This is a genomic window from Mesorhizobium sp. NZP2234 (assembly GCF_013170765.1).
GTDB classification, from domain to species: Bacteria; Pseudomonadota; Alphaproteobacteria; order Rhizobiales; family Rhizobiaceae; genus Mesorhizobium; species Mesorhizobium loti_D.
In genome coordinates this window covers 5,294,144-5,311,447 of the sequence record NZ_CP033364.1, presented here as the reverse complement: position 1 = coordinate 5,311,447, position 17,304 = coordinate 5,294,144, and the positions used below count along the sequence as shown (strand labels likewise).

The 17,304-nt window shown below is 63.0% G+C and carries 18 protein-coding genes; 13 read left to right on the top strand and 5 right to left on the bottom strand.

Annotation, left to right across the window (positions count from 1 at the left end):
- The first annotated feature begins 55 nt into the window (after nucleotides 1-55).
- From EB230_RS26250 to sbmA, 3 genes are all read left to right on the top strand, one after another.
- On the top strand, nucleotides 56-280 hold the full coding sequence (locus EB230_RS26250) for a hypothetical protein (protein WP_056564149.1): 225 nt from the start codon (nucleotides 56-58) through the stop codon (nucleotides 278-280).
- A 119-nt stretch (nucleotides 281-399) separates the two neighbouring features.
- Entirely contained in the window at nucleotides 400-1,557 is a 1,158-nt protein-coding gene (locus EB230_RS26245) for a YbfB/YjiJ family MFS transporter (protein WP_082582525.1), read from the top strand.
- A 111-nt stretch (nucleotides 1,558-1,668) separates the two neighbouring features.
- A complete protein-coding gene (sbmA, locus tag EB230_RS26240) occupies nucleotides 1,669-2,928 on the top strand; it encodes a peptide antibiotic transporter SbmA (protein WP_056564147.1) in 1,260 nt (419 codons plus the stop codon).
- Nucleotides 2,929-2,963: 35 nt separating this feature from the next.
- Here sbmA and EB230_RS26235 read toward each other — a convergent pair whose 3' ends face one another.
- On the bottom strand, nucleotides 2,964-3,971 hold the full coding sequence (locus EB230_RS26235; RefSeq protein WP_172374203.1) for a polysaccharide deacetylase: 1,008 nt from the start codon (nucleotides 3,969-3,971) through the stop codon (nucleotides 2,964-2,966).
- 216 nt (nucleotides 3,972-4,187) lie between these two features.
- On the opposite strand from EB230_RS26235, the gene EB230_RS26230 reads away from it, so the two are divergent.
- Nucleotides 4,188-4,853: a tetratricopeptide repeat protein gene (locus EB230_RS26230; RefSeq protein ID WP_056564145.1), complete on the top strand. Its 666-nt coding sequence runs from the start codon at nucleotides 4,188-4,190 to the stop codon at nucleotides 4,851-4,853.
- A 63-nt stretch (nucleotides 4,854-4,916) separates the two neighbouring features.
- Entirely contained in the window at nucleotides 4,917-6,356 is a 1,440-nt protein-coding gene (gene der / locus EB230_RS26225) for a ribosome biogenesis GTPase Der (protein ID WP_056564143.1), read from the top strand.
- A 17-nt stretch (nucleotides 6,357-6,373) separates the two neighbouring features.
- On the opposite strand, the gene EB230_RS26220 is transcribed toward der, so the two are convergent.
- Nucleotides 6,374-7,294 carry a LysR substrate-binding domain-containing protein gene (locus tag EB230_RS26220; protein ID WP_056564139.1) on the bottom strand — a complete coding sequence of 307 codons (921 nt, stop codon included), beginning with the start codon at nucleotides 7,292-7,294 and terminating at the stop codon, nucleotides 6,374-6,376.
- A 120-nt stretch (nucleotides 7,295-7,414) separates the two neighbouring features.
- On the opposite strand from EB230_RS26220, the gene EB230_RS26215 reads away from it, so the two are divergent.
- Entirely contained in the window at nucleotides 7,415-8,749 is a 1,335-nt protein-coding gene (locus EB230_RS26215; protein ID WP_172374202.1) for an MFS transporter, read from the top strand.
- On the opposite strand, the gene EB230_RS26210 is transcribed toward EB230_RS26215, so the two are convergent.
- Nucleotides 8,714-9,919 carry an acyltransferase gene (locus EB230_RS26210; RefSeq protein ID WP_172374201.1) on the bottom strand — a complete coding sequence of 402 codons (1,206 nt, stop codon included), beginning with the start codon at nucleotides 9,917-9,919 and terminating at the stop codon, nucleotides 8,714-8,716. The two genes, EB230_RS26215 and EB230_RS26210, sit on opposite strands and share 36 nt — an antisense overlap.
- Nucleotides 9,920-10,157: 238 nt before the next feature.
- On the opposite strand from EB230_RS26210, the gene EB230_RS26205 reads away from it, so the two are divergent.
- The 6 genes from EB230_RS26205 (at nucleotide 10,158) to EB230_RS26180 (ending at nucleotide 14,325) form a co-directional block, all read left to right on the top strand.
- Complete coding sequence (locus tag EB230_RS26205; RefSeq protein WP_056564132.1) at nucleotides 10,158-11,342, top strand: cell wall hydrolase; 1,185 nt, start codon at nucleotides 10,158-10,160, stop codon at nucleotides 11,340-11,342.
- Nucleotides 11,343-11,597: 255 nt separating this feature from the next.
- Nucleotides 11,598-12,005, top strand: a complete 408-nt coding sequence (locus EB230_RS26200; RefSeq protein ID WP_056564131.1) for an AtpZ/AtpI family protein — start codon at nucleotides 11,598-11,600, stop codon at nucleotides 12,003-12,005.
- Between the two features lie 83 nt (nucleotides 12,006-12,088).
- On the top strand, nucleotides 12,089-12,847 hold the full coding sequence (locus EB230_RS26195; RefSeq protein WP_056564128.1) for a F0F1 ATP synthase subunit A: 759 nt from the start codon (nucleotides 12,089-12,091) through the stop codon (nucleotides 12,845-12,847).
- A gap of 84 nt (nucleotides 12,848-12,931) precedes the next feature.
- Complete coding sequence (locus EB230_RS26190) at nucleotides 12,932-13,156, top strand: F0F1 ATP synthase subunit C (RefSeq protein ID WP_013896722.1); 225 nt, start codon at nucleotides 12,932-12,934, stop codon at nucleotides 13,154-13,156.
- Between the two features lie 64 nt (nucleotides 13,157-13,220).
- A complete protein-coding gene (locus EB230_RS26185) occupies nucleotides 13,221-13,823 on the top strand; it encodes a F0F1 ATP synthase subunit B (RefSeq protein WP_056564126.1) in 603 nt (200 codons plus the stop codon).
- A 10-nt stretch (nucleotides 13,824-13,833) separates the two neighbouring features.
- Entirely contained in the window at nucleotides 13,834-14,325 is a 492-nt protein-coding gene (locus EB230_RS26180) for a F0F1 ATP synthase subunit B (protein WP_056564123.1), read from the top strand.
- Between the two features lie 260 nt (nucleotides 14,326-14,585).
- Here EB230_RS26180 and EB230_RS26175 read toward each other — a convergent pair whose 3' ends face one another.
- Together EB230_RS26175 and EB230_RS26170 are read right to left on the bottom strand one after the other, a co-directional pair.
- Complete coding sequence (locus EB230_RS26175) at nucleotides 14,586-15,281, bottom strand: ribonuclease HII (RefSeq protein WP_056564120.1); 696 nt, start codon at nucleotides 15,279-15,281, stop codon at nucleotides 14,586-14,588.
- A 149-nt stretch (nucleotides 15,282-15,430) separates the two neighbouring features.
- Nucleotides 15,431-16,585 carry a PA0069 family radical SAM protein gene (locus EB230_RS26170; protein WP_065005111.1) on the bottom strand — a complete coding sequence of 385 codons (1,155 nt, stop codon included), beginning with the start codon at nucleotides 16,583-16,585 and terminating at the stop codon, nucleotides 15,431-15,433.
- A gap of 150 nt (nucleotides 16,586-16,735) precedes the next feature.
- On the opposite strand from EB230_RS26170, the gene EB230_RS26165 reads away from it, so the two are divergent.
- Nucleotides 16,736-17,263 (top strand): glycosyltransferase, encoded by a 528-nt coding sequence (locus EB230_RS26165; RefSeq protein ID WP_056564116.1) that lies wholly within the window; start codon nucleotides 16,736-16,738, stop codon nucleotides 17,261-17,263.
- Nucleotides 17,264-17,304: the final 41 nt, after the last annotated feature.

The following is a 17,304-nucleotide window of genomic DNA, read 5'->3' as shown; positions in this document are numbered from 1 at the left end:
ACTCATATCGGGACGGCAGACTTTGTTGATGGGAGACAGACCCGCGGAGCCGGAAATGCTGAGGATGGTGTCGTCGTTGAAGGTCCTGTTCGCCGCGAATGCCTCATGCGCGCCTCGCTCCGGGAGCGAGGCGCAGGGATGGCTGACAGACCCGCTGTCACATCCTGTGCTGAACGCCATGTCGGAGCGCGAACTTGGCGACATGCCGTTCAGGCTGACGGCACGAAGGACCGAGCACGAGACCTGCTCACCCCATGCCGGTCTGGGTGAACGCCGCTGAGTTGAAGGCCACGCGGTCCGGCCTGAGGAATGTCGGACAGAGCGTGGCGCATTGGCGGTCGTATTGGCCCAATGAAATGCGGGTTGTTTCAGCAATGCCGGCATTTATTGTGCGCCGCGATGACATCGACCTCAGCAGCGCTTCGCTTCACCGTCGCCGGCATGATCGCGCTGGCCGTCGCCATGGGCATCGGCCGCTTCGTCTACACGCCGATCCTGCCCGGCATGATGGAAGAGCTGCATCTGTCGCCGGCCAATGCCGGGTGGATCGCTTCCGCCAATTATCTCGGCTATCTCGTCGGCGCGTTTGCCGCGGCCGGTGGTTGGGCGCATGGCCGGGAACGTCTGCTGATGTTGACGGCTCTTGGCGCCAGCACTGTCCTGGCCGCGCTGATGGGGATGACCGACGCCATGCCCGCCTTTCTCCTCATCCGCTTTCTGGCCGGTCTGGCCAGCGCCTTCGTCATGGTCTTCATGGCCAGCATCGTTTTCAGCCATATCAATGCCGCGGCTCGTGGCGATCTGCAGGCCTGGCATTTCGGTGGTGTCGGGCTCGGCATGGCGATCTCGGCGGTGATGATGGCGGTGCTGGTCACTGAACATGCCGGCTGGGCGGCGGGCTGGTTGTGGTCGGCTCTGATTTCGGCTTGCGGCTTGATCGTCGTGGCGCTGCTGGCGAACGAAGGCCCGCTCGTCAACGGCGAAGCCGCCCGAGAGCCGGCCCTGCCGAAAGCCCGGTCGCTGATGAAGATCATCGTCGCCTACGGCCTGTTCGGGTTTGGCTATGTGGTGACCGCGACATTCCTGGTCGCCATCGTCCGCCAGGGCGGCGGCAGCCGCGTCTTCGAGGCCATGGTGTGGCTGGTCGCCGGCCTTGCCGGCTTTCCCTCGACGTGGCTGTGGCAGAAGATCGCCGCGCGGATTGGCCTTTACGCCGCCTATGCGCTGGCATGTTTCACAGAAGTGATCGGCGTCACCGCCAGCGTGGCGCTTGGCGGATATTCGGGGCCGCTGCTCGGGGGCCTGCTGCTCGGCGGCACCTTCATTGCCATAACCGCGCTGGGCTTGCAGGCCGCCCGCCAGCAGGCGCCAAGGGCGCCCCGGCGGATCTTTGCGTTGATGACGGCGTCGTTCGGCCTGGGCCAGATCATCGGCCCGATCGCTGCCGGTTTTTTGGCGCAGATATCAGGTGATTTCTTCCTCGCTTCGCTCCTCGCCGCGGCCATGCTGGTCGTCTCCGGCGCCATCGCCTGGTCGGCCGCGCCAAAATCGCCATGATTATGGTCTTGCTGGCGCTGGGCATCGGGCAGGCATTTTCTTTCCCTCTAATGTGTGACTTTATGCCCGCTGTTGTCAGCTGATTTGCGCCTAAGGCAAGGAATTCGCCCAGTGTTCGTATCCTTCTTCCCGCAGCCGAAGCTCTTCTTTTCTTCGGCCGCCATCTGGAGCCTTGCGGCGATCCTGTTCTGGTTTTTCGGTGGTGAGCAATTGGGCGCCGTCTTCGGCCTGCCGGCGGCGGCCGCCGACGCGCCGCCGATCATCGGCATTGCCGTCCTCGTGTCGAAGCCGTTCCTCTGGTTCTATATCTATTTCGTGGTCTGCGTGGCCATCTTCTACGCGTTCTGGAGCTGGTATTCGCCGCATCCCTGGCAACGCTGGTCGATCCTGATGACGGCGGTCATCTTGTTCTTCATCTATTTCAATGTGCAGGTCAGCGTCGCCGTCAACGCCTGGTACGGGCCGTTCTTTGACTATGTGCAAGGGCTGATGTCAGGGACCGGCAAATCGACCAACGGTGAATTCTATACCGGACTGGCCGATTTCTCATGGCTCGCGCTGGTCGGCATGAATGTGCAGGTGGTCAATGCCTTCATCGTCAGCCACTGGATCTTCCGCTGGCGCACGGCGATGAACAACTACTTCATCGAGAACTGGGCCAGGTTGCGCCATATCGAGGGTGCCTCGCAGCGCATTCAGGAAGACACGATGCGGTTCTCGCAGATCATGGAGGATCTCGGCTCCAGCTTCGTGCAGTCGATCATGACCTTGATCGCCTTCCTGCCGGTCATGATCCAGTTGCAGGCCCATATCAGCGAGTTGCCGATCATCGGCGCGATCCCCCAGCCCCTGGTGGTCGCGGCACTGGCCTGGTGTCTGTTTGGAACGATCTCGGTGATGATAGCCGGCCTGAAGCTTCCGGGGCTGCAGTTCCGTAACCAGCGCGTCGAGGCCGCTTACCGCAAGGAACTGGTTTACGGCGAGGATCATGCGGACCGTGCACAGCCTGCCACCACCGCCGAGCTGTTCGCCAATGTCAGGCACAATTATTTCAGGCTCTATTTCCACTACATCTATTTCAACGTCGTCCGGTACACCTACCTGCAGGCCGACAATATCTTCTCCCTGCTGATCCTGGGTCCGTCGCTGGTCGCCCACAAGATAACGTTCGGCGCGCTGAACCAGATCTCGAACGCCTTTGGCAAGGTGACGGGTTCGCTGCAGTTTCTGCTCACCTCCTGGTCGACCATCGTCGAGCTCCAGTCGGTCCACAAGCGCCTACGCGCCTTCGAGGCCACGCTCCTGGGCGAGCCGCTGCCCGAGATCGACCAGCGTTATCTGGCAAGGCATGGCGCCGAAGACCCGGCTTGAGAAGATTTGGGTTTAATCCGAAACGGGTTGGCGGCTCAGCCGCCGACCGTTGCCTGTTTCTGGCCAGCGCTTTGCCGCGTCACATAATCGCGAAAACTGATGCATTCGACATCGGCCTTCACGCAGACCTCGCCGGCAAACCGCTCAAGCGCGTCCCAATACGCGCCGTCATTCATCAGCGTGAAATGGAAGCCGAGTTCCAGCGGAATGCGCTTGCCCTGATACTGCGCGTCGAAAGCAGCGCGAAACGCCTGATAGGTCCGGCCGGCGAACTCGCCCGCCTTGCTCGGCCGCTCGAAGCCGCCGGAATGCCTGACATAGAGATTGTAGTCCATCGCGATCACCGGTCGGGATTTCGGCCCTTCTGGAATCTGCGGCAGTGAAAAGCGGGTGATGCCGCCGACAGTCGGCGGCAGGGCAGGGCCCTGCGACACGCCACTGGCGTCGAACTGGTAGCCGGCGGCAGGCAAGGCCTCGTAAAGCGCCTTGTTCGTCGACAGATATGGCGCGCGGAAGCCGACAACCGCATGCCGGGCGAATTCTCGCCAGCCATCCGGCTCCGACGCGATGCCGTTGATCGCATAGGCGTTCTCGAGAATGTGCTCGAACGAAGCGAACTCCTTCAGCCAGTCGGCCTTGCTCCAGTCCTTGCCGTCGAAATGACCGCAGGCATGGCTGGCAATGTCGTGGCCTTCATGCGCGGCAAGGCCGATCTGTTCGAGCCGCTCAGTCACTTCCTGCTTGGAGGCGGCAAAGCCGATGTTGGATGTGCCTGATGTCTTGCCGGGTGCGGTGTATTCCTTGCGCGTCTCCGGCGACAGCAGGAAGACGCAGGAGAGAAAATAGGTGAAATGCGCGCCGGTGCGCCGCGCCAGCGCCCGGCTGCGCGTCCATTGCGAGATGTCGCGCGCGCTGTCGAAGGAGATGATGACGACCTGCTTCGGCTTTGCCGGCATTGGCGGCGCGGGCGGATCGGCCAGAGCCGCGCCGGAAGCGGCGAGCGAGGCAAGAGAGAACGCAACAACGCGGGACAAACGAGGCATCGGCAAACTTACAGGCTCCGGGCGGTCAGCAAGCCGGCTATCCCCGAAATGTGGCGTGGATGCGATTGGGCCATTTTGTCGTATTCCCCGGGGCAAACATCCGTTTGCCCCGGGGAATAGGCGATTTTCCGCTCGAACCCCTTCCATGCCGACAAAATTTCGCTAAAACGCGGGCTCATGAACCGCCCCGGCCCGGGGCAAAAGTGGTTTTGATTGATGTCCGACGACAGTTTTATCCGTGAAGTCAATGACGAGATCCGTCGCGAACAGGCGCAGGCGCTGTGGGACCGTTTCGGCCCGGCCGTGCTTGTCATTGCGGTCCTCGTGGTGCTCGGCACCGCCGCTTTCGTCGGCTATCGCTATTGGGACGAGACGCGCGCCAACCGCTCCGGCGATGCGTTCTCGCAGGCGCTGAAGCTTGCCAATGACGGCAAGAACGACGAGGCGCTCGCCGCGCTCGACCAGCTCGAGAAGGATGGCTACGGCGCCTATCCCCTGCTTGCCCGCATGCGCGCCGCCACCGTCAAGGCGAGCAAGGGCGACACCGATGCCGCCGTCAAGGATTTCGACGAAGTCGCCGCCGACACCGCCATACCCCAGGGCATTCGCGACATGGCAAGGCTGCGGGCGGCGCTCCTGCTCGTCGACCACGGCTCCTTCGCCGACGTTTCCAGCCGCGTCGAGGCGCTGACATCGGACACCAACACGCTACGCCATACAGCACGCGAGGCGCTCGGCCTTGCCGCGTGGAAGGAAGGCAAGACCCAGGACGCGCTGAAACTGTTCGACCAGATCGCCGCCGACGACGGCGCCCCGCGCAACACCCGCGAGCGGGCAACGCTGATGTCCGAGCTGATCCGTGGCTCGGGCAATGCCTCGTAAATGCATGTCGCCCAAAAGTGTGCAGCGGTTTTGGGACAACGACATGCATGATTGTAGGACCGTATGACCTTCAAAGTCGCCATTATCGGCAGACCTAACGTCGGCAAATCGACTCTTTTCAATCGGCTGGTGGGAAGGAAGCTGGCGCTTGTCGACGACACGCCGGGCGTCACCCGCGATCGCCGTGTCCATGCCGCCAAGCTCTATGACCTGCATTTCGACGTCATCGATACAGCCGGTTTCGAGGATGCCGCCGCCTCGACCTTGCCTGGGCGCATGCGCGCGCAGACCGAGATCGCCATTCACGAAGCCGACCTGATCTTCTTCACCATCGATGCCAAATCCGGCCTGCTGCCGGACGACAGGACCTTTGCCGAAATCGTGCGCAAATCCGGCAAGCCGGTGGTTCTGGTCGCCAACAAGGCCGAGGCGAAGGGCGCCCAGGGCGGCATGCTGGAGGCCTGGGAACTCGGCCTTGGCGAGCCGATCCCTGTTTCGGCCGAACATGGCCAGGGCATGCCCGATCTGCGCGACGCGGTGATCGCGGCACTCGGCGAGGCGCGCGCCTTCGGTGAGGAGGAAGAGGGCGAAGACGACGAGATCGCCGCCACCGAGGTGCTGATCGGCGAGGACATCGCCGATCCCGACGCCGAGGATACGCACAGTTACGACGACACCAAGCCGATGCGCATCGCCGTCGTCGGCCGTCCGAATGCCGGCAAGTCGACGCTGATCAACGCCTTGATCGGCGAGGAGCGGCTGCTGACCGGACCGGAAGCCGGCATCACCCGCGATTCCATATCGGTCGATTGGGACTGGCGAGGCCGCCGCATAAAGCTGTTCGACACTGCCGGCATGCGCCGCAAGGCCAGGATCCACGAAAAGCTGGAAGTGATGTCCGTGCAGGACGGCTTGCGCGCCATCCGTTTCGCCGAGATCGTCATCATCGTGCTCGACGCCACGATCCCCTTCGAGAAGCAGGATCTGCAGATCGCCGACCTGATCATCCGCGAGGGCAGGGCGCCGGTGATCGCCTTCAATAAATGGGATCTGATCGATCATCCGCAGGAGCTTCTGGCGGAACTGCGCGAAAAGACCGAGCGGCTGCTGCCGCAGGTGCGCGGCATCCAGGCCGTTCCGGTCTCGGCCGAGACAGGGCGTGGCCTCGACAAGCTGATGGATGCGGTGCTGAGGACCCACAAGGTCTGGAACAGCCGCGTCTCGACCGGGAAGCTCAACCGCTGGCTTGAAGCCATCCTGGCGCATCACCCGCCGCCCGCCGTTGCCGGGCGCCGGCTGAAGGTCAAATACGTCACGCAGGCCAAGACGCGGCCGCCGGGCTTCGTGGTCCAGTGCTCGCGCCCGGATGCGATGCCGCAATCCTATGTGCGGTATCTCTCCAACAGCCTCCGCGAAGCGTTCGACATGCCGGGCGTGCCGATCCGCATCGCACTGCGCACCTCGGACAACCCGTTCGCCGGCCGAGCCAAGAAACGCGGCTGAGCCTGGCGCTCGTCCGATCAGGCCACGGCGCGCAGGCCTGCGGTCCGCGCATTGTCGGGTAGTGCCTGTCGCGCCGCCTCCAGCAATATATCGGCGAGGCGCGCCGCCACCGGCTCGAGTTCGGCATCCCGGCGATGCAGGTACAGCGCCATTTTCGGCAGCGCCGGCAGGCCGGCAATCTCCGGCTGGATCGTGCTGACGCTGGCTGGCAGGCCAATGTCGGTGCGGATCGTCAACCCCAGCCCCGCGGCCACGGCCGCCCAGATGCCGCCAAGGCTCGGGCTGGAGAAGGCCATGCGCCAGGGCAGTCCGGCGCGGTCGAGCGTTTCCGTCGCCACCGTGCGCAGCAGGCATGGCGCCTCGAGTGCCACCAGCGGCAGGGGTTCGCCGTCGAGCAGGCTGGTCTCGATGCGCTTGGCCGGACCGATCCAGCGCATTGGAACGTCGGCGACGTGCTCGCTATAGGGCAGCATCGTGCCGTTATGCCAGGCAAGCGCGATATCGAGACTGCCTGAGGTGATCTTGTCGGCAAGTTCGGAACTGCGCGCGATCCTGGCCTCGATCTTGACCTTGGGGTGGGCACGGGCGAAGCGGCCGAGCACGTCCGGCAGCACCGCTTCGCCGAAATCCTCCTGCAGGCCGAGCCGCACCCAGCCCTCCAGCTCGACATCATGGATTGCCGCCGCCGCCTCGTCATTCAGCTCGAGCAGCCGGCGCGCATAGCCGAGCATGGTTTCGCCGGCCTCCGTCAAGGCGAGGCCGCGTCCCGATTTGCGGAAGATCGGCGTCGCTGCCTGCTCTTCCAGTTTTTTCAGCTGCGCGCTGACCGCCGAGGTCGACCGGCCAAGCCGTTCGGCGGCCCTGGCAAAGCTGCCCAACTCCATGCCGGTGACGAAACTGCGGAGAACGTCGAGGTCGAAGGTCACGCGTTGTTGCATAAAGGAATATCCTGTTTTTCAGGATTGATAATCAAAAACTTCCTGATTTTAAGGACGAATCTATGGCGCTAGACAGATGGCGTCAAGGTCCATGCGACTGGAACCCATAGGAACGAAATCATGTCCGCCATCGCCGACTGCGCCGACCAAGAGCCAACACAAATCCTGCAGAACAGGGCTGCCGGCCCCACCGAAAGGGTGTTCAGCCCCGGGCATCGCTGGAAGGTCCTGGGCATCGGTGTCGCCGCGAACGCCAGCTTCTCGGCCACCTTCTCCGGCATACCGGCAACGGCCGTCGTGCTTCGGCAGGGCTACCAATTGAGCAATGCCGAGCTTGGCCTGGCGCTTGGCCTCCTCGGACTGGGCGTTGCGCTCAGCGAATTGCCCTGGGGCTTGCTCACCGATCGCTGGGGCGATCGCCGCGTGCTTCTGATCGGGCTTGGCGCGACGGCGGCCTGGCTGCTTGCCATGGCCATGCTCGTCGTGCCGACGAGGTCAGGTGTTCCCGATGTCACGCTCCTGTCGGCAAGCCTGCTCATCACCGGACTATTGGGCGGCAGCGTCAACGGCTCGAGCGGCCGCGCCATCATGGGCTGGTTCCGGGAAAACGAACGTGGCTTTGCCATGAGCATCCGTCAGACGGCGGTGCCGCTTGGCGGTGGCCTGGGCGCGCTTTTCCTGCCGTCGCTCGCCCTGGTTTTCGGCTTTTCCGCGGTGTTCGGGCTCCTCGCCGGCACATCCGCTCTCTCCGCCCTGTTCGCCTGGCGGTGGCTGCACGAGCCGCCGACCGTGGATCACGTCGTTTCGCCGGCCGCGGCCGGATCGGCGCCGCTGCGCAACATCGAGGTCTGGCGCATCGCGACCGCTATCGGCTTGCTCTGCTTCCCTCAAGTGGCGGTGCTCACTTTCGCGTCTGTGTTTCTGCACGACTTCGCAGGGCTGGGAACCGCCGCGATCAGTGCGAGCCTCGCGGCCGTGCAGATCGGCGCCATGGTCATGCGCGTCTGGAGCGGCCGCTTTACCGACCGCCACGGCAATCGCCGCCAGTTTCTTCGCAGATGCAGTGCGTTCAGCGCGCTCGCCTTCGTGGCGCTCTGGGTATCGGTCCTGGCCAGCCCCGCCATGCCGGGCGGCCATTCTTTCCTGATCGCTGTTCTTCCCCTGGTGCTGATTGCCGCGGGCATCTCGGTCTCCGCCTGGCATGGCGTTGCCTATACCGAGCTTGCCACGCTTGCCGGCGCCGGCCATGTCGGAACCGCGCTCAGCCTGGCCAACACCTTTGTTTTCGTTGGCTTCTTCCTGGTGCCGGTGGCCATCCCCGGGCTGCTGCACCTGTGGTCCTGGTCCGGCGTCTGGCTGTCGGCCGCCATCTGCGCACTGATCGCATGGCCGATCTTCCTGCGGCAGGTGGATACAACGTCAGGCGACGGCACCGACGGCACCATGCGCGGATAAAGGTGCCCGCCTGGTCATCGGGAACTTTTGCCTGGCCCAGTCCATACCGGGTGTCTCCACGGCTCGATGGAGAACGATTGAAAAACCAAGGCTTAGCATGCCTGCCGAGATCGCGGCGACTGTCGGACCACAGTGCTGCCTGATCTCGAAGTTGTAGGCCAGGACGTGGATGACAACCTGATGGATCATGTAAAATGCGAAGCTGATCTCTCCACAGAAAACCAGCACACGGCACGACAGGACGCGCGTCAATGAGCCTGACTGATGTGCGAAGACATAGACGATGGCAGCGAATAGCGGATACAGCCCAAATTCGCGATAGGCGACGGACGCCATCAGCGATGCATGATCAGCGATAAATTGCGTGATCTCGGCATGTACGCATGCCCAAAGCATCAGGCACACCACCGCTGCAACTTGGCAGAACGTCACCCAGTCATTGGAAATGCGTCGGCTACTGAACAGCCGATAAACGGCTATCCCGGACAGGAATTCCACCATGCGCACTGGCGGGAAGAGGTGAACCAGAGACGCATCCGTGACGTAGAGGTCCAGCCAGGGCTTTTCGGAAGGAGGAGGAAATACGGGCCCGGGTAAAGTCGCGGTGAGAGCGATCAGACCAAGGACGGCAACTGTCCAGCAGCAGACCACCAGCATGACCTGATTTGGCCGCAAGATCACAATGAACGGCAATGCCAGATAGAAAAACAGTTCAACCGATATCGACCACGAAACGCCGTTGTATGCGTAGGCCGTTCCGTAGGTTGGAAACCATGACCCTTGGAGTGTGGCCGCCAAGTATGCGGTGAAGAGGCTGGTCGGAGGATGACGTGCCACGAGGGCAAGGAAGAAACATAGCACGTGGACGGGCCACAGCCGGAAGAATCTCTGGAAGATGAAGTTTCTTATATCGTGCCAGCCGAAGAATCGTCCCGAGAAACTGTACGCCAGCACGAATCCTGAAAGGACAAAGAAGAACGAAACAGCACAGCCGAGATACATATCCCGAATGGATCGGGATGCATCGATTCCCAGTTCCGTCAGATGGTGGACGAATATCGCCAGGGCTGCGAAGGCGCGCAGGGCGGTCAGATTGAGAAGCATCGGGCGCGCCGTTGCTTTCGCCGGTTGGGCGTCATCCACGGCAAGATTTCCCGCGACCGCTGTCATCCGTCCGCTATGCTGAACCGCTGTTTGAAGCCAACTGCCATATGGCGGCTGGAAGATGGATATCCCGTTAAGCTCATTTCTCTGGAACAGCAGACCTGCGGGCTTGGTCCTGCAACGTCTGGTCGTTTACGACCTGGAGCCGGCCGGGAAAACCCGACCGATCCCGTTAACGTCCCATCAAGGTTAATGCATCATTTTGCTCTCCAGTGGGGTCAGTAGCGTTCCTGGAGAGAGTTCCGTGCATCGACGCGTCTTGAAGCGGCTTGCTGCCGCCGCCGGTGAGAAGAAGCGCAATTTTGTGTCTCCGCTCATCATCGGCCTCGGCATCTGGATCGGTTTCCCGACCGTCGCCGCCTACCAGGACATGACCAGCCTGGTTTCCGGCCTCGAATCGCCGACCGCGCGCTGGAATTCCTATGTCGAGAGATCCGTCGCCGGTTCGGTGCATGCCGCCGAAATGCCGTTCGTCGATTCCGATGTCACCGGCTCGATCTCCGGATCGGGTATTCACCTGGCGGGCGTCGGCTCTGTCTCGTTTCGTGGCAAGGGCGGCAAGGTCAGCGGCTCGCCCGACGAGGATCGCGTCATGCGCGCCGACAAGAAGGGCCGCATCGTCCAGGTGTCTCCCGTCGCACCGCCGAAGAACTTCAACGCCGGTTCGATCTTCCAGCGGACCTCTTCCTTGATGCGGCCGAGCATGGACAGCGACCTGAAAATGGCCTTTGCCAAGCCCCAGATCAAAGGCAAGGAAATCCAGATCGCCGCGGAATTCCATGCGCGCGAAGACAAGAAGCGGGATCCCGGCGTGCCGGCCATGCTTGCGGCCCTCGTCAACAACGATCATCCCGATGTGCTGGCAACGGCCTATGCGCAATCCGAGCCGGACTATGCCAAGGCCTCGCCCTTCGAAGCCCTTCTCCAGGACGAGCAGCCCAACAGCGGCCGCTTCATTCCGCCGATGGCCAAGGGTGACCATTGGTGGATCCAGAATCCGCTGCCTGAAAGTGTCTTCTCCAAGAAGGAGCAGGCATGCCTGGCCAACGGCATCTATTTCGAGGCGAGGAGCGAGTCCGTGCGCGGCCAGGCCGCCGTTGCCCAGGTCATTCTCAACCGCGTCCGCAATCCGGCCTATCCCAATTCGATCTGCGGCGTGGTCTACCAGAACGACAGCTGGTTCAACCGCTGCCAGTTCTCCTTCGCCTGCGACGGCAGGAAGAAGCGCATCGACAGCCCGGTCGCCTACAAGACCGCGCAGGACATCGCCATGGCCGTCACCGCCGGCAAGATCTTCATCCCGGAGGTCGGATCGTCGACCCACTACTATGCCCAATATGTCCATCCGGGCTGGGCGCGCACCATGCAGAAGATGACCAAGATCGGCCTGCATATCTTCTACCGCACCTATGGCGGCGGCTGGAGCTGAGGGTTGTCGGCCGCCGGTCTTTTCCACCGGCCACGGGCCCGATCAGCGAGCCATTGCCCGGGGGATTCGCGCAACCTATCCCCATCATCGCGGCGGGCACGATGTCGCACCTCTCTAATTGATTGATTTTATTGCCTAAAATACATGGCAATGAACTTCCGCCCGTGGCTTGACGGGCGCAACCCCTCTAACTATGTTGCCGGCGACTTTAGAAGCGGACGGACGGTGACGGTCTGACCGGGCAGGGGGGTTGCGATGGCCGACAAGAATGGGCCAGACGGAACCGGAGAAACCGGCCGCGGCAAGCAGCATGAAACCGGCATCCGCGACGACGATCTTGAGCGACGTCGGCGTGAACTTGAAGCATCGCTTGCGACAAGGCTGCCGAACCGGCTCGAGGGGAAAGACGACGCGAAAGCGGGCAGTGCGGCCGGATACGGCCAGGCGGTCAAACTCTCCAGTGAATTTATCGCTGGCGTGGTGGTGGGCGCCGGCATCGGCTGGATCATCGACCGTATGGCGGGGACTTCGCCATGGGGGCTGATCGTTTTCCTGCTGCTTGGTTTCGGCGCCGGCGTGCTCAATGTCATGCGTTCCGCGGGCGTTGTGGCAGAATTCGGACAGGGCGATAAATCGCGCTCTGGCCGGGACGACAGGAAATGACCGCCCTTCAGGCGGCATTTGGAAATAGCCGCCTCGTGCGGCAATGGTAATTTGGCCGTTCGCGGCATTGACGGGGTTAGAACGTGGCAGCTGACAAGGTCGATCCGATCCACCAGTTCCATATCATCAAGCTGGTTCCGATTAACATCGGCGGCTATGACCTGTCCTTCACAAATTCGGCATTGTTCATGGTCGCGACCGTGGTGGTCGCTGCCGCGTTCCTGTTCCTCACGACGTCGAGCCGCAGCCTGGTTCCCGGCCGGCTGCAGTCGATCTCCGAGATGGCCTACGAATTCGTCGGCAACATGTTGCGCGATGCCGCGGGCACGCAGGGCATGAAGTTCTTTCCGTTCGTGTTCTCGCTGTTCATGTTCGTGCTGGTCGCCAACCTGCTCGGCCTGTTCCCCTATTTCTTCACCGTCACCAGCCATATCATCGTCACCTTCGGCCTTGCGGCGCTCGTTATCGCGACGGTCATCGTCTATGGCTTTGGCAAGCATGGGCTCGGTTTCCTGAAGCTGTTCGTTCCGCACGGCGTGCCGGTGTTCCTGCTGCCGCTGGTGGTGTTGATCGAAGTCATCTCCTTTGTGTCGCGCCCGGTCAGCCTCTCGGTTCGTCTGTTCGCCAACATGCTGGCCGGCCACATCACGCTGAAGGTGTTCTCGGGCTTCGTCGTCAGTCTCTCCGCGCTCGGCGCGGTCGGCGTGGCGGGCTCTGTCCTGCCGCTGGCGATGGCCGTGGCGCTGACAGCGCTTGAACTGCTGGTCGCCTTCCTGCAGGCCTACGTCTTCGCGGTGCTGACCTGCATGTACCTCAACGACGCCCTGCATCCCGGGCACTGAGCCAAAGAGTTTCCGGCCCAAGAGTTTCCAACATTGGCGCCGGATGGAATACAAACGGAATTTCAGATCCAAAGGAGTTAACAAATGGACGCAGAAGCAGCAAAGTACATCGGCGCCGGCATCGCTTGCCTGGGCATGGGTGGCGCGGGCATTGGCCTGGGCAACATCTTCGGCAGCTACCTCTCGGGCGCGCTGCGCAACCCGTCGGCTGCTGATGGCCAGTTCGGCCGCCTGATCTTTGGCTTCGCCGTGACCGAAGCTCTGGGCATCTTCTCGCTTCTCATCGCGCTTCTGGCCCTGTTCGGCTGAAGCAACTGGGAAGATTGGACAGGCCGGCCGCGAAAGCGGCGGGCCTGATATCTGGGGATAGTCCATGTTCGTGACATCTGCCTTCGCGCAAGAGTCAGCGCCCGCCGCCGATACCAGCCATGCCGCGACCGGAGGCGACACGCATTCCGGCACCAGCGTGCCTGCCGAGGCACATGGCGCATTTCCGCCGTTCGATCCTGCGACCTTCCCGTCGCAGCTTCTGTGGCTGGCGATCACTTTTGGGCTGTTCTACCTCTTCCTGAAGCGGGTCGTGGTACCGCGCGTCGGCGGCATCATCGATGTCCGCAACGACCGCATCAGCCAGGATCTCGACCAGGCGAGCAAGTTGAAGGGCGAGGCCGACGCCGCTGTTGCCGCTTACGAGCAGGAACTGGCGGAAGCCAAGAAGAACGCCAACTCGATCGGCCAGCAGGCCAACGATGCGGCCAAGGCGGAAGCCGAGACCACGCGCAAGAAGATCGAGGCGGCGCTCGACGAGAAGCTTGGCGAGGCCGAAGCACGCATTTCTTCCATCAAGGCCAATGCCATGAAGGAAGTCGGCAGCATCGCCGAGGACACCGCTTCGGCAATCGTCGAGGCACTGGTCGGCGGCGGCAAGGCCAGCAAGACCGAGATCGCGGCCGCGGTCAAATCCGTGGCTCGGTGAGGAGCGCATCATGGACGCCACATCTCTCGCAACGCTTTGGGCAACGATAGCCCTGATCATCTTCCTGGGCGTCGCCATCTACATCAAGGTGCCTGGCCTGATCGCCAAGGCGCTCGATGCCCGTGCCGCCAGGATCAGCAGTGAACTCGACGAGGCGCGCAAGCTGCGCGACGAGGCCCAGCAGCTGCTCGGCCAGTACCAGAAGAAGCGCAAGGAAGCCGAGCAGGAGGCTGCCGACATCGTGGCGGCCGCCAAGCGAGAGGCCGAACTGCTCGCCGCGGAAGCACACAAGAAGACCGAGGACTACGTTACCCGGCGCACCGCTCTTGCCGAACAGAAGATCGGTCAGGCTGAACGCGACGCGGTCGCCGAGGTGCGCGCCAGCGCCGTCGACATCGCAGTCGAAGCCGCCCGCGCGCTGCTGGCCGCCAAGGTCGATGTCAAGGCCGGCGCCGACCTGTTCAAGGCTTCGCTCGCGGATGTTAAGGCCAAGCTGAACTGAGCGGTTCCCGAACCGCCGACATGGAGCCGCCCGGGCAACCTGGCGGCTTTTTTGTTGTGGCGCGGATAGTCTCCCCCCTCGAGGGGGAGATGTCGCCGAAGGCGACAGAGGGGGTCGGTTCGACCGGTCTCAGCGCAATTTTGCGGCGTAGAACAGAACAATCTTTGCGGCGTAGAATAGAAACAGTCGGCGCTTCCATGAGCGGCGACCCCTCTGGCCTGCCGGCCATCTCCCCTCGAGGGGGAGATTACGCGCTTGGCTCAATCCAGCCCGGCCAGGCTCTCTTCTTCCGTCACCTCGGCCCCGCCCAGCCTGAAAGGCGCAAACGACACGCGGTGCAGCCGGGCGACGGGGCCATGCGCCTCGATCGCCGTGCGGTGGCGGGCCGTGGCGTAGCCCATGTGGACTTCAAAGCCGTAGCGGTCGTGATGGCTGCCGCAGCCGCACATCATGCGGTCGCGCATCACCTTGGCGACGATCGAGGCGGCGGCGATCGACTGCGAGCGCTGGTCGCCCTTGATCAACGCGCGACCGTCGCACGGCAGTCCGGGCGGCACATCGCGGCCATCGGCAAGCGCGAGTTTCGGGCGGACCGACAGCCCGACCAGCGCGCGCCGCATCGCCTCCAGGCTCGCCTTGAGGATGTTGCTGCCATCGATGCCTTCGGCACTGATGGAGGCCATCGAAACCGCCTGTGCGGAGCCAAGAATGCGCAGGAACAGCGCCTCGCGCTGCAAATGACTGAGACGTTTGGAATCGTCGAGGCCTTCGGGAATATTGGCTGGATCGAGCACCACCGCGGCCGCGACCACCGGCCCGGCCAGTGGGCCGCGGCCGGCCTCATCCATTCCCGCGACGGGCCATAACCCGTCAGCCATCGCCTTCGTCTCGAAGGAGAAATCGGGTTTCTCGACGATTTCGAAGAGAAGCGGAGAATCGGAACGCGCGCGAGCCATGTTGCGGCGAGGTTCGCATCGGCTCCGATTCTCCGCAAGTCCCTCCGGGTCGGGTGGGGCGCCGGACCGGGAGGGCACCGTCTGCAGGCCGGGGCAGGCCGGACGGGATTCTTTGCCGCGACCGCAATAGGCGGCGGTGACGGGGGCGTTCAGAGCAGCATCAGCTGCTCCTGATCCTTTCCGGCCGCGACGAACTGGTCGGTGCGCAGCGTGCGCCGCTCAGCGTTGAGACCGAGCCGTTTGGCGGTGATCTCGAAGCGGCGGCCGATCTGCCAGGCGTAGGGTCCGGCGCCCTTCATGCGCTTGCCCCATTCCGAATCGTAATCCTTGCCGTCGCGCATCGAACGAATCAGGGACATCACGTGGCGGTAGCGGTCGGGGTAATGGCGCAGCAACCAGTCCTTGAAGATCGGGCTGACCTCCAAAGGCAGGCGCAGAACGACGTAACCCGCCTCGCGCGCACCCGCCGCGTGCGCCGAATCGAGGATCCGTTCCATCTCCTGGTCGGTGAGGCCGGGGATGATCGGCGCCACCATCACCGAAGCCGGAATGCCGGCATCCGAAAGCTGCCGGATCGCCTCCAGCCGCTTGGTCGGCGTCGACGCTCGGGGCTCCATGGTGCGCGCCAGCATGCGGTCCATTGTCGTCACCGACAGCGCCACCTTGGCCAACCCGCGCTCGGCCATGCGCGACAAGATGTCGATATCGCGCGTCACCAACGCGGACTTGGTGACGATGCCGACTGGATGGCCACGCGCTTCCAGCACCTCGAGGATCTCACGCATGATCCGGTACTGTTTTTCGATCGGCTGGTAGGGATCGGTGTTGGTGCCGATGGCGATGGTGCGTGGCTGGTAGCCGTCCTTCGACAGCTCCTTGTCGAGCAACCGTGCTGCATCCGGCTTGGCGAACAGCTTGGATTCGAAATCCAGGCCCGGCGACAGGCCCATGAAGGCGTGCGTCGGCCGTGCGAAGCAATAAACGCAGCCATGTTCGCAGCCGCGATAGGGGTTGATCGACCGGTCGAAGGAGATATCGGGCGATTCGTTGCGGGTGATGATGGTGCGCGGCTTTTCAACCTGCACCTCGGTCTTGAAGGGTGGCAGTTCCTCCAGCGAATCCCAGCCATCATCGAAGACATGGCGGCTGACCGGCTCGAACCGGCCGGACGGATTGATGCCCGCCGACCGGCCGCGATTGCGGTCCGGACGGATACGCATGCCACTCTGCTCGATCATCGCATTGGCCATCTCGGCTCGTCCAGCTCCGAAGGCTGCAATGTCGGCGCGCACGATCGGTTCCATCTTGGCCCGCTCCCAGGGACTGTCCATGTTGTTTCGAATCGCTCGGTTCATGAAATTATTCCTATTTTCTTGATGAGAACAAATCAAGAACTTTCTATGTTGCGCTGCAAAAACTGGCGCTGTGCGCTGCTTTCCGCTATTCGGCTAAACATGCTCAGTGTTCTCATTGAAACGCGCAATGACGAAGAGGCTCTCGCCCGTACGCTCGGCTCGCTGGTTGGCGGCGCTGTCGAGGGTGTCGTGCGCGAGGTCGTCGTCTGCGACGCCGGCTCCACGGACCAGACGCATCATGTCGCCGAGCATGCCGGCTGCCAGTACGTGGCGAGCGGCGGCATTGCCTTGGGGATCCGGCAGGCCAAGGGTGACTGGCTGCTGCTGCTGGAGCCCGGCGCGCGGCTGGTGGAGGGCTGGATCGAAGCGGTTGTCGCCCACACGGCGCGGCAAACCATGGCGGCGCGATTCTCACGCGCGCGGGGCAGCCGCACACCGTTCCTGGCTCGGGTCTTTTCGGGGAACCGCGCGCTCGCCGACGGTCTGGTGATCAGCAAGCGGCAAGCCGCGTCCTTGTCTAAGAGCGCCGGTAGCGCCGAAGCGCTGGCGCGCGGCCTGGCGACAAAGAGGCTCGACGCCGAGATCTGGGTAGCGCCGCCAAAGCAGCAGCACCGCTTGCCAAAGTGATTTTTTTGCATTTGCTCTGCCTATTGTGCATTGCACAAAAC

Coding starts and splice junctions, on each gene's coding strand:
- EB230_RS26250 (WP_056564149.1), top strand. CDS start 56: ATGCTGAGGATGGTGTCGTCGTTGAAGGTCCTGTTCGCCGCGAATGCC.
- EB230_RS26245 (WP_082582525.1), top strand. CDS start 400: ATGACATCGACCTCAGCAGCGCTTCGCTTCACCGTCGCCGGCATGATC.
- EB230_RS26235 (WP_172374203.1), bottom strand. CDS start 3,971: ATGCCTCGTTTGTCCCGCGTTGTTGCGTTCTCTCTTGCCTCGCTCGCC.
- EB230_RS26230 (WP_056564145.1), top strand. CDS start 4,188: ATGTCCGACGACAGTTTTATCCGTGAAGTCAATGACGAGATCCGTCGC.
- der (WP_056564143.1), top strand. CDS start 4,917: ATGACCTTCAAAGTCGCCATTATCGGCAGACCTAACGTCGGCAAATCG.
- EB230_RS26220 (WP_056564139.1), bottom strand. CDS start 7,294: ATGCAACAACGCGTGACCTTCGACCTCGACGTTCTCCGCAGTTTCGTC.
- EB230_RS26215 (WP_172374202.1), top strand. CDS start 7,415: ATGTCCGCCATCGCCGACTGCGCCGACCAAGAGCCAACACAAATCCTG.
- EB230_RS26210 (WP_172374201.1), bottom strand. CDS start 9,919: ATGACAGCGGTCGCGGGAAATCTTGCCGTGGATGACGCCCAACCGGCG.
- EB230_RS26200 (WP_056564131.1), top strand. CDS start 11,598: ATGGCCGACAAGAATGGGCCAGACGGAACCGGAGAAACCGGCCGCGGC.
- EB230_RS26190 (WP_013896722.1), top strand. CDS start 12,932: ATGGACGCAGAAGCAGCAAAGTACATCGGCGCCGGCATCGCTTGCCTG.
- EB230_RS26185 (WP_056564126.1), top strand. CDS start 13,221: ATGTTCGTGACATCTGCCTTCGCGCAAGAGTCAGCGCCCGCCGCCGAT.
- EB230_RS26180 (WP_056564123.1), top strand. CDS start 13,834: ATGGACGCCACATCTCTCGCAACGCTTTGGGCAACGATAGCCCTGATC.
- EB230_RS26175 (WP_056564120.1), bottom strand. CDS start 15,281: ATGGCTCGCGCGCGTTCCGATTCTCCGCTTCTCTTCGAAATCGTCGAG.
- EB230_RS26170 (WP_065005111.1), bottom strand. CDS start 16,585: ATGGAACCGATCGTGCGCGCCGACATTGCAGCCTTCGGAGCTGGACGA.
- EB230_RS26165 (WP_056564116.1), top strand. CDS start 16,736: ATGCTCAGTGTTCTCATTGAAACGCGCAATGACGAAGAGGCTCTCGCC.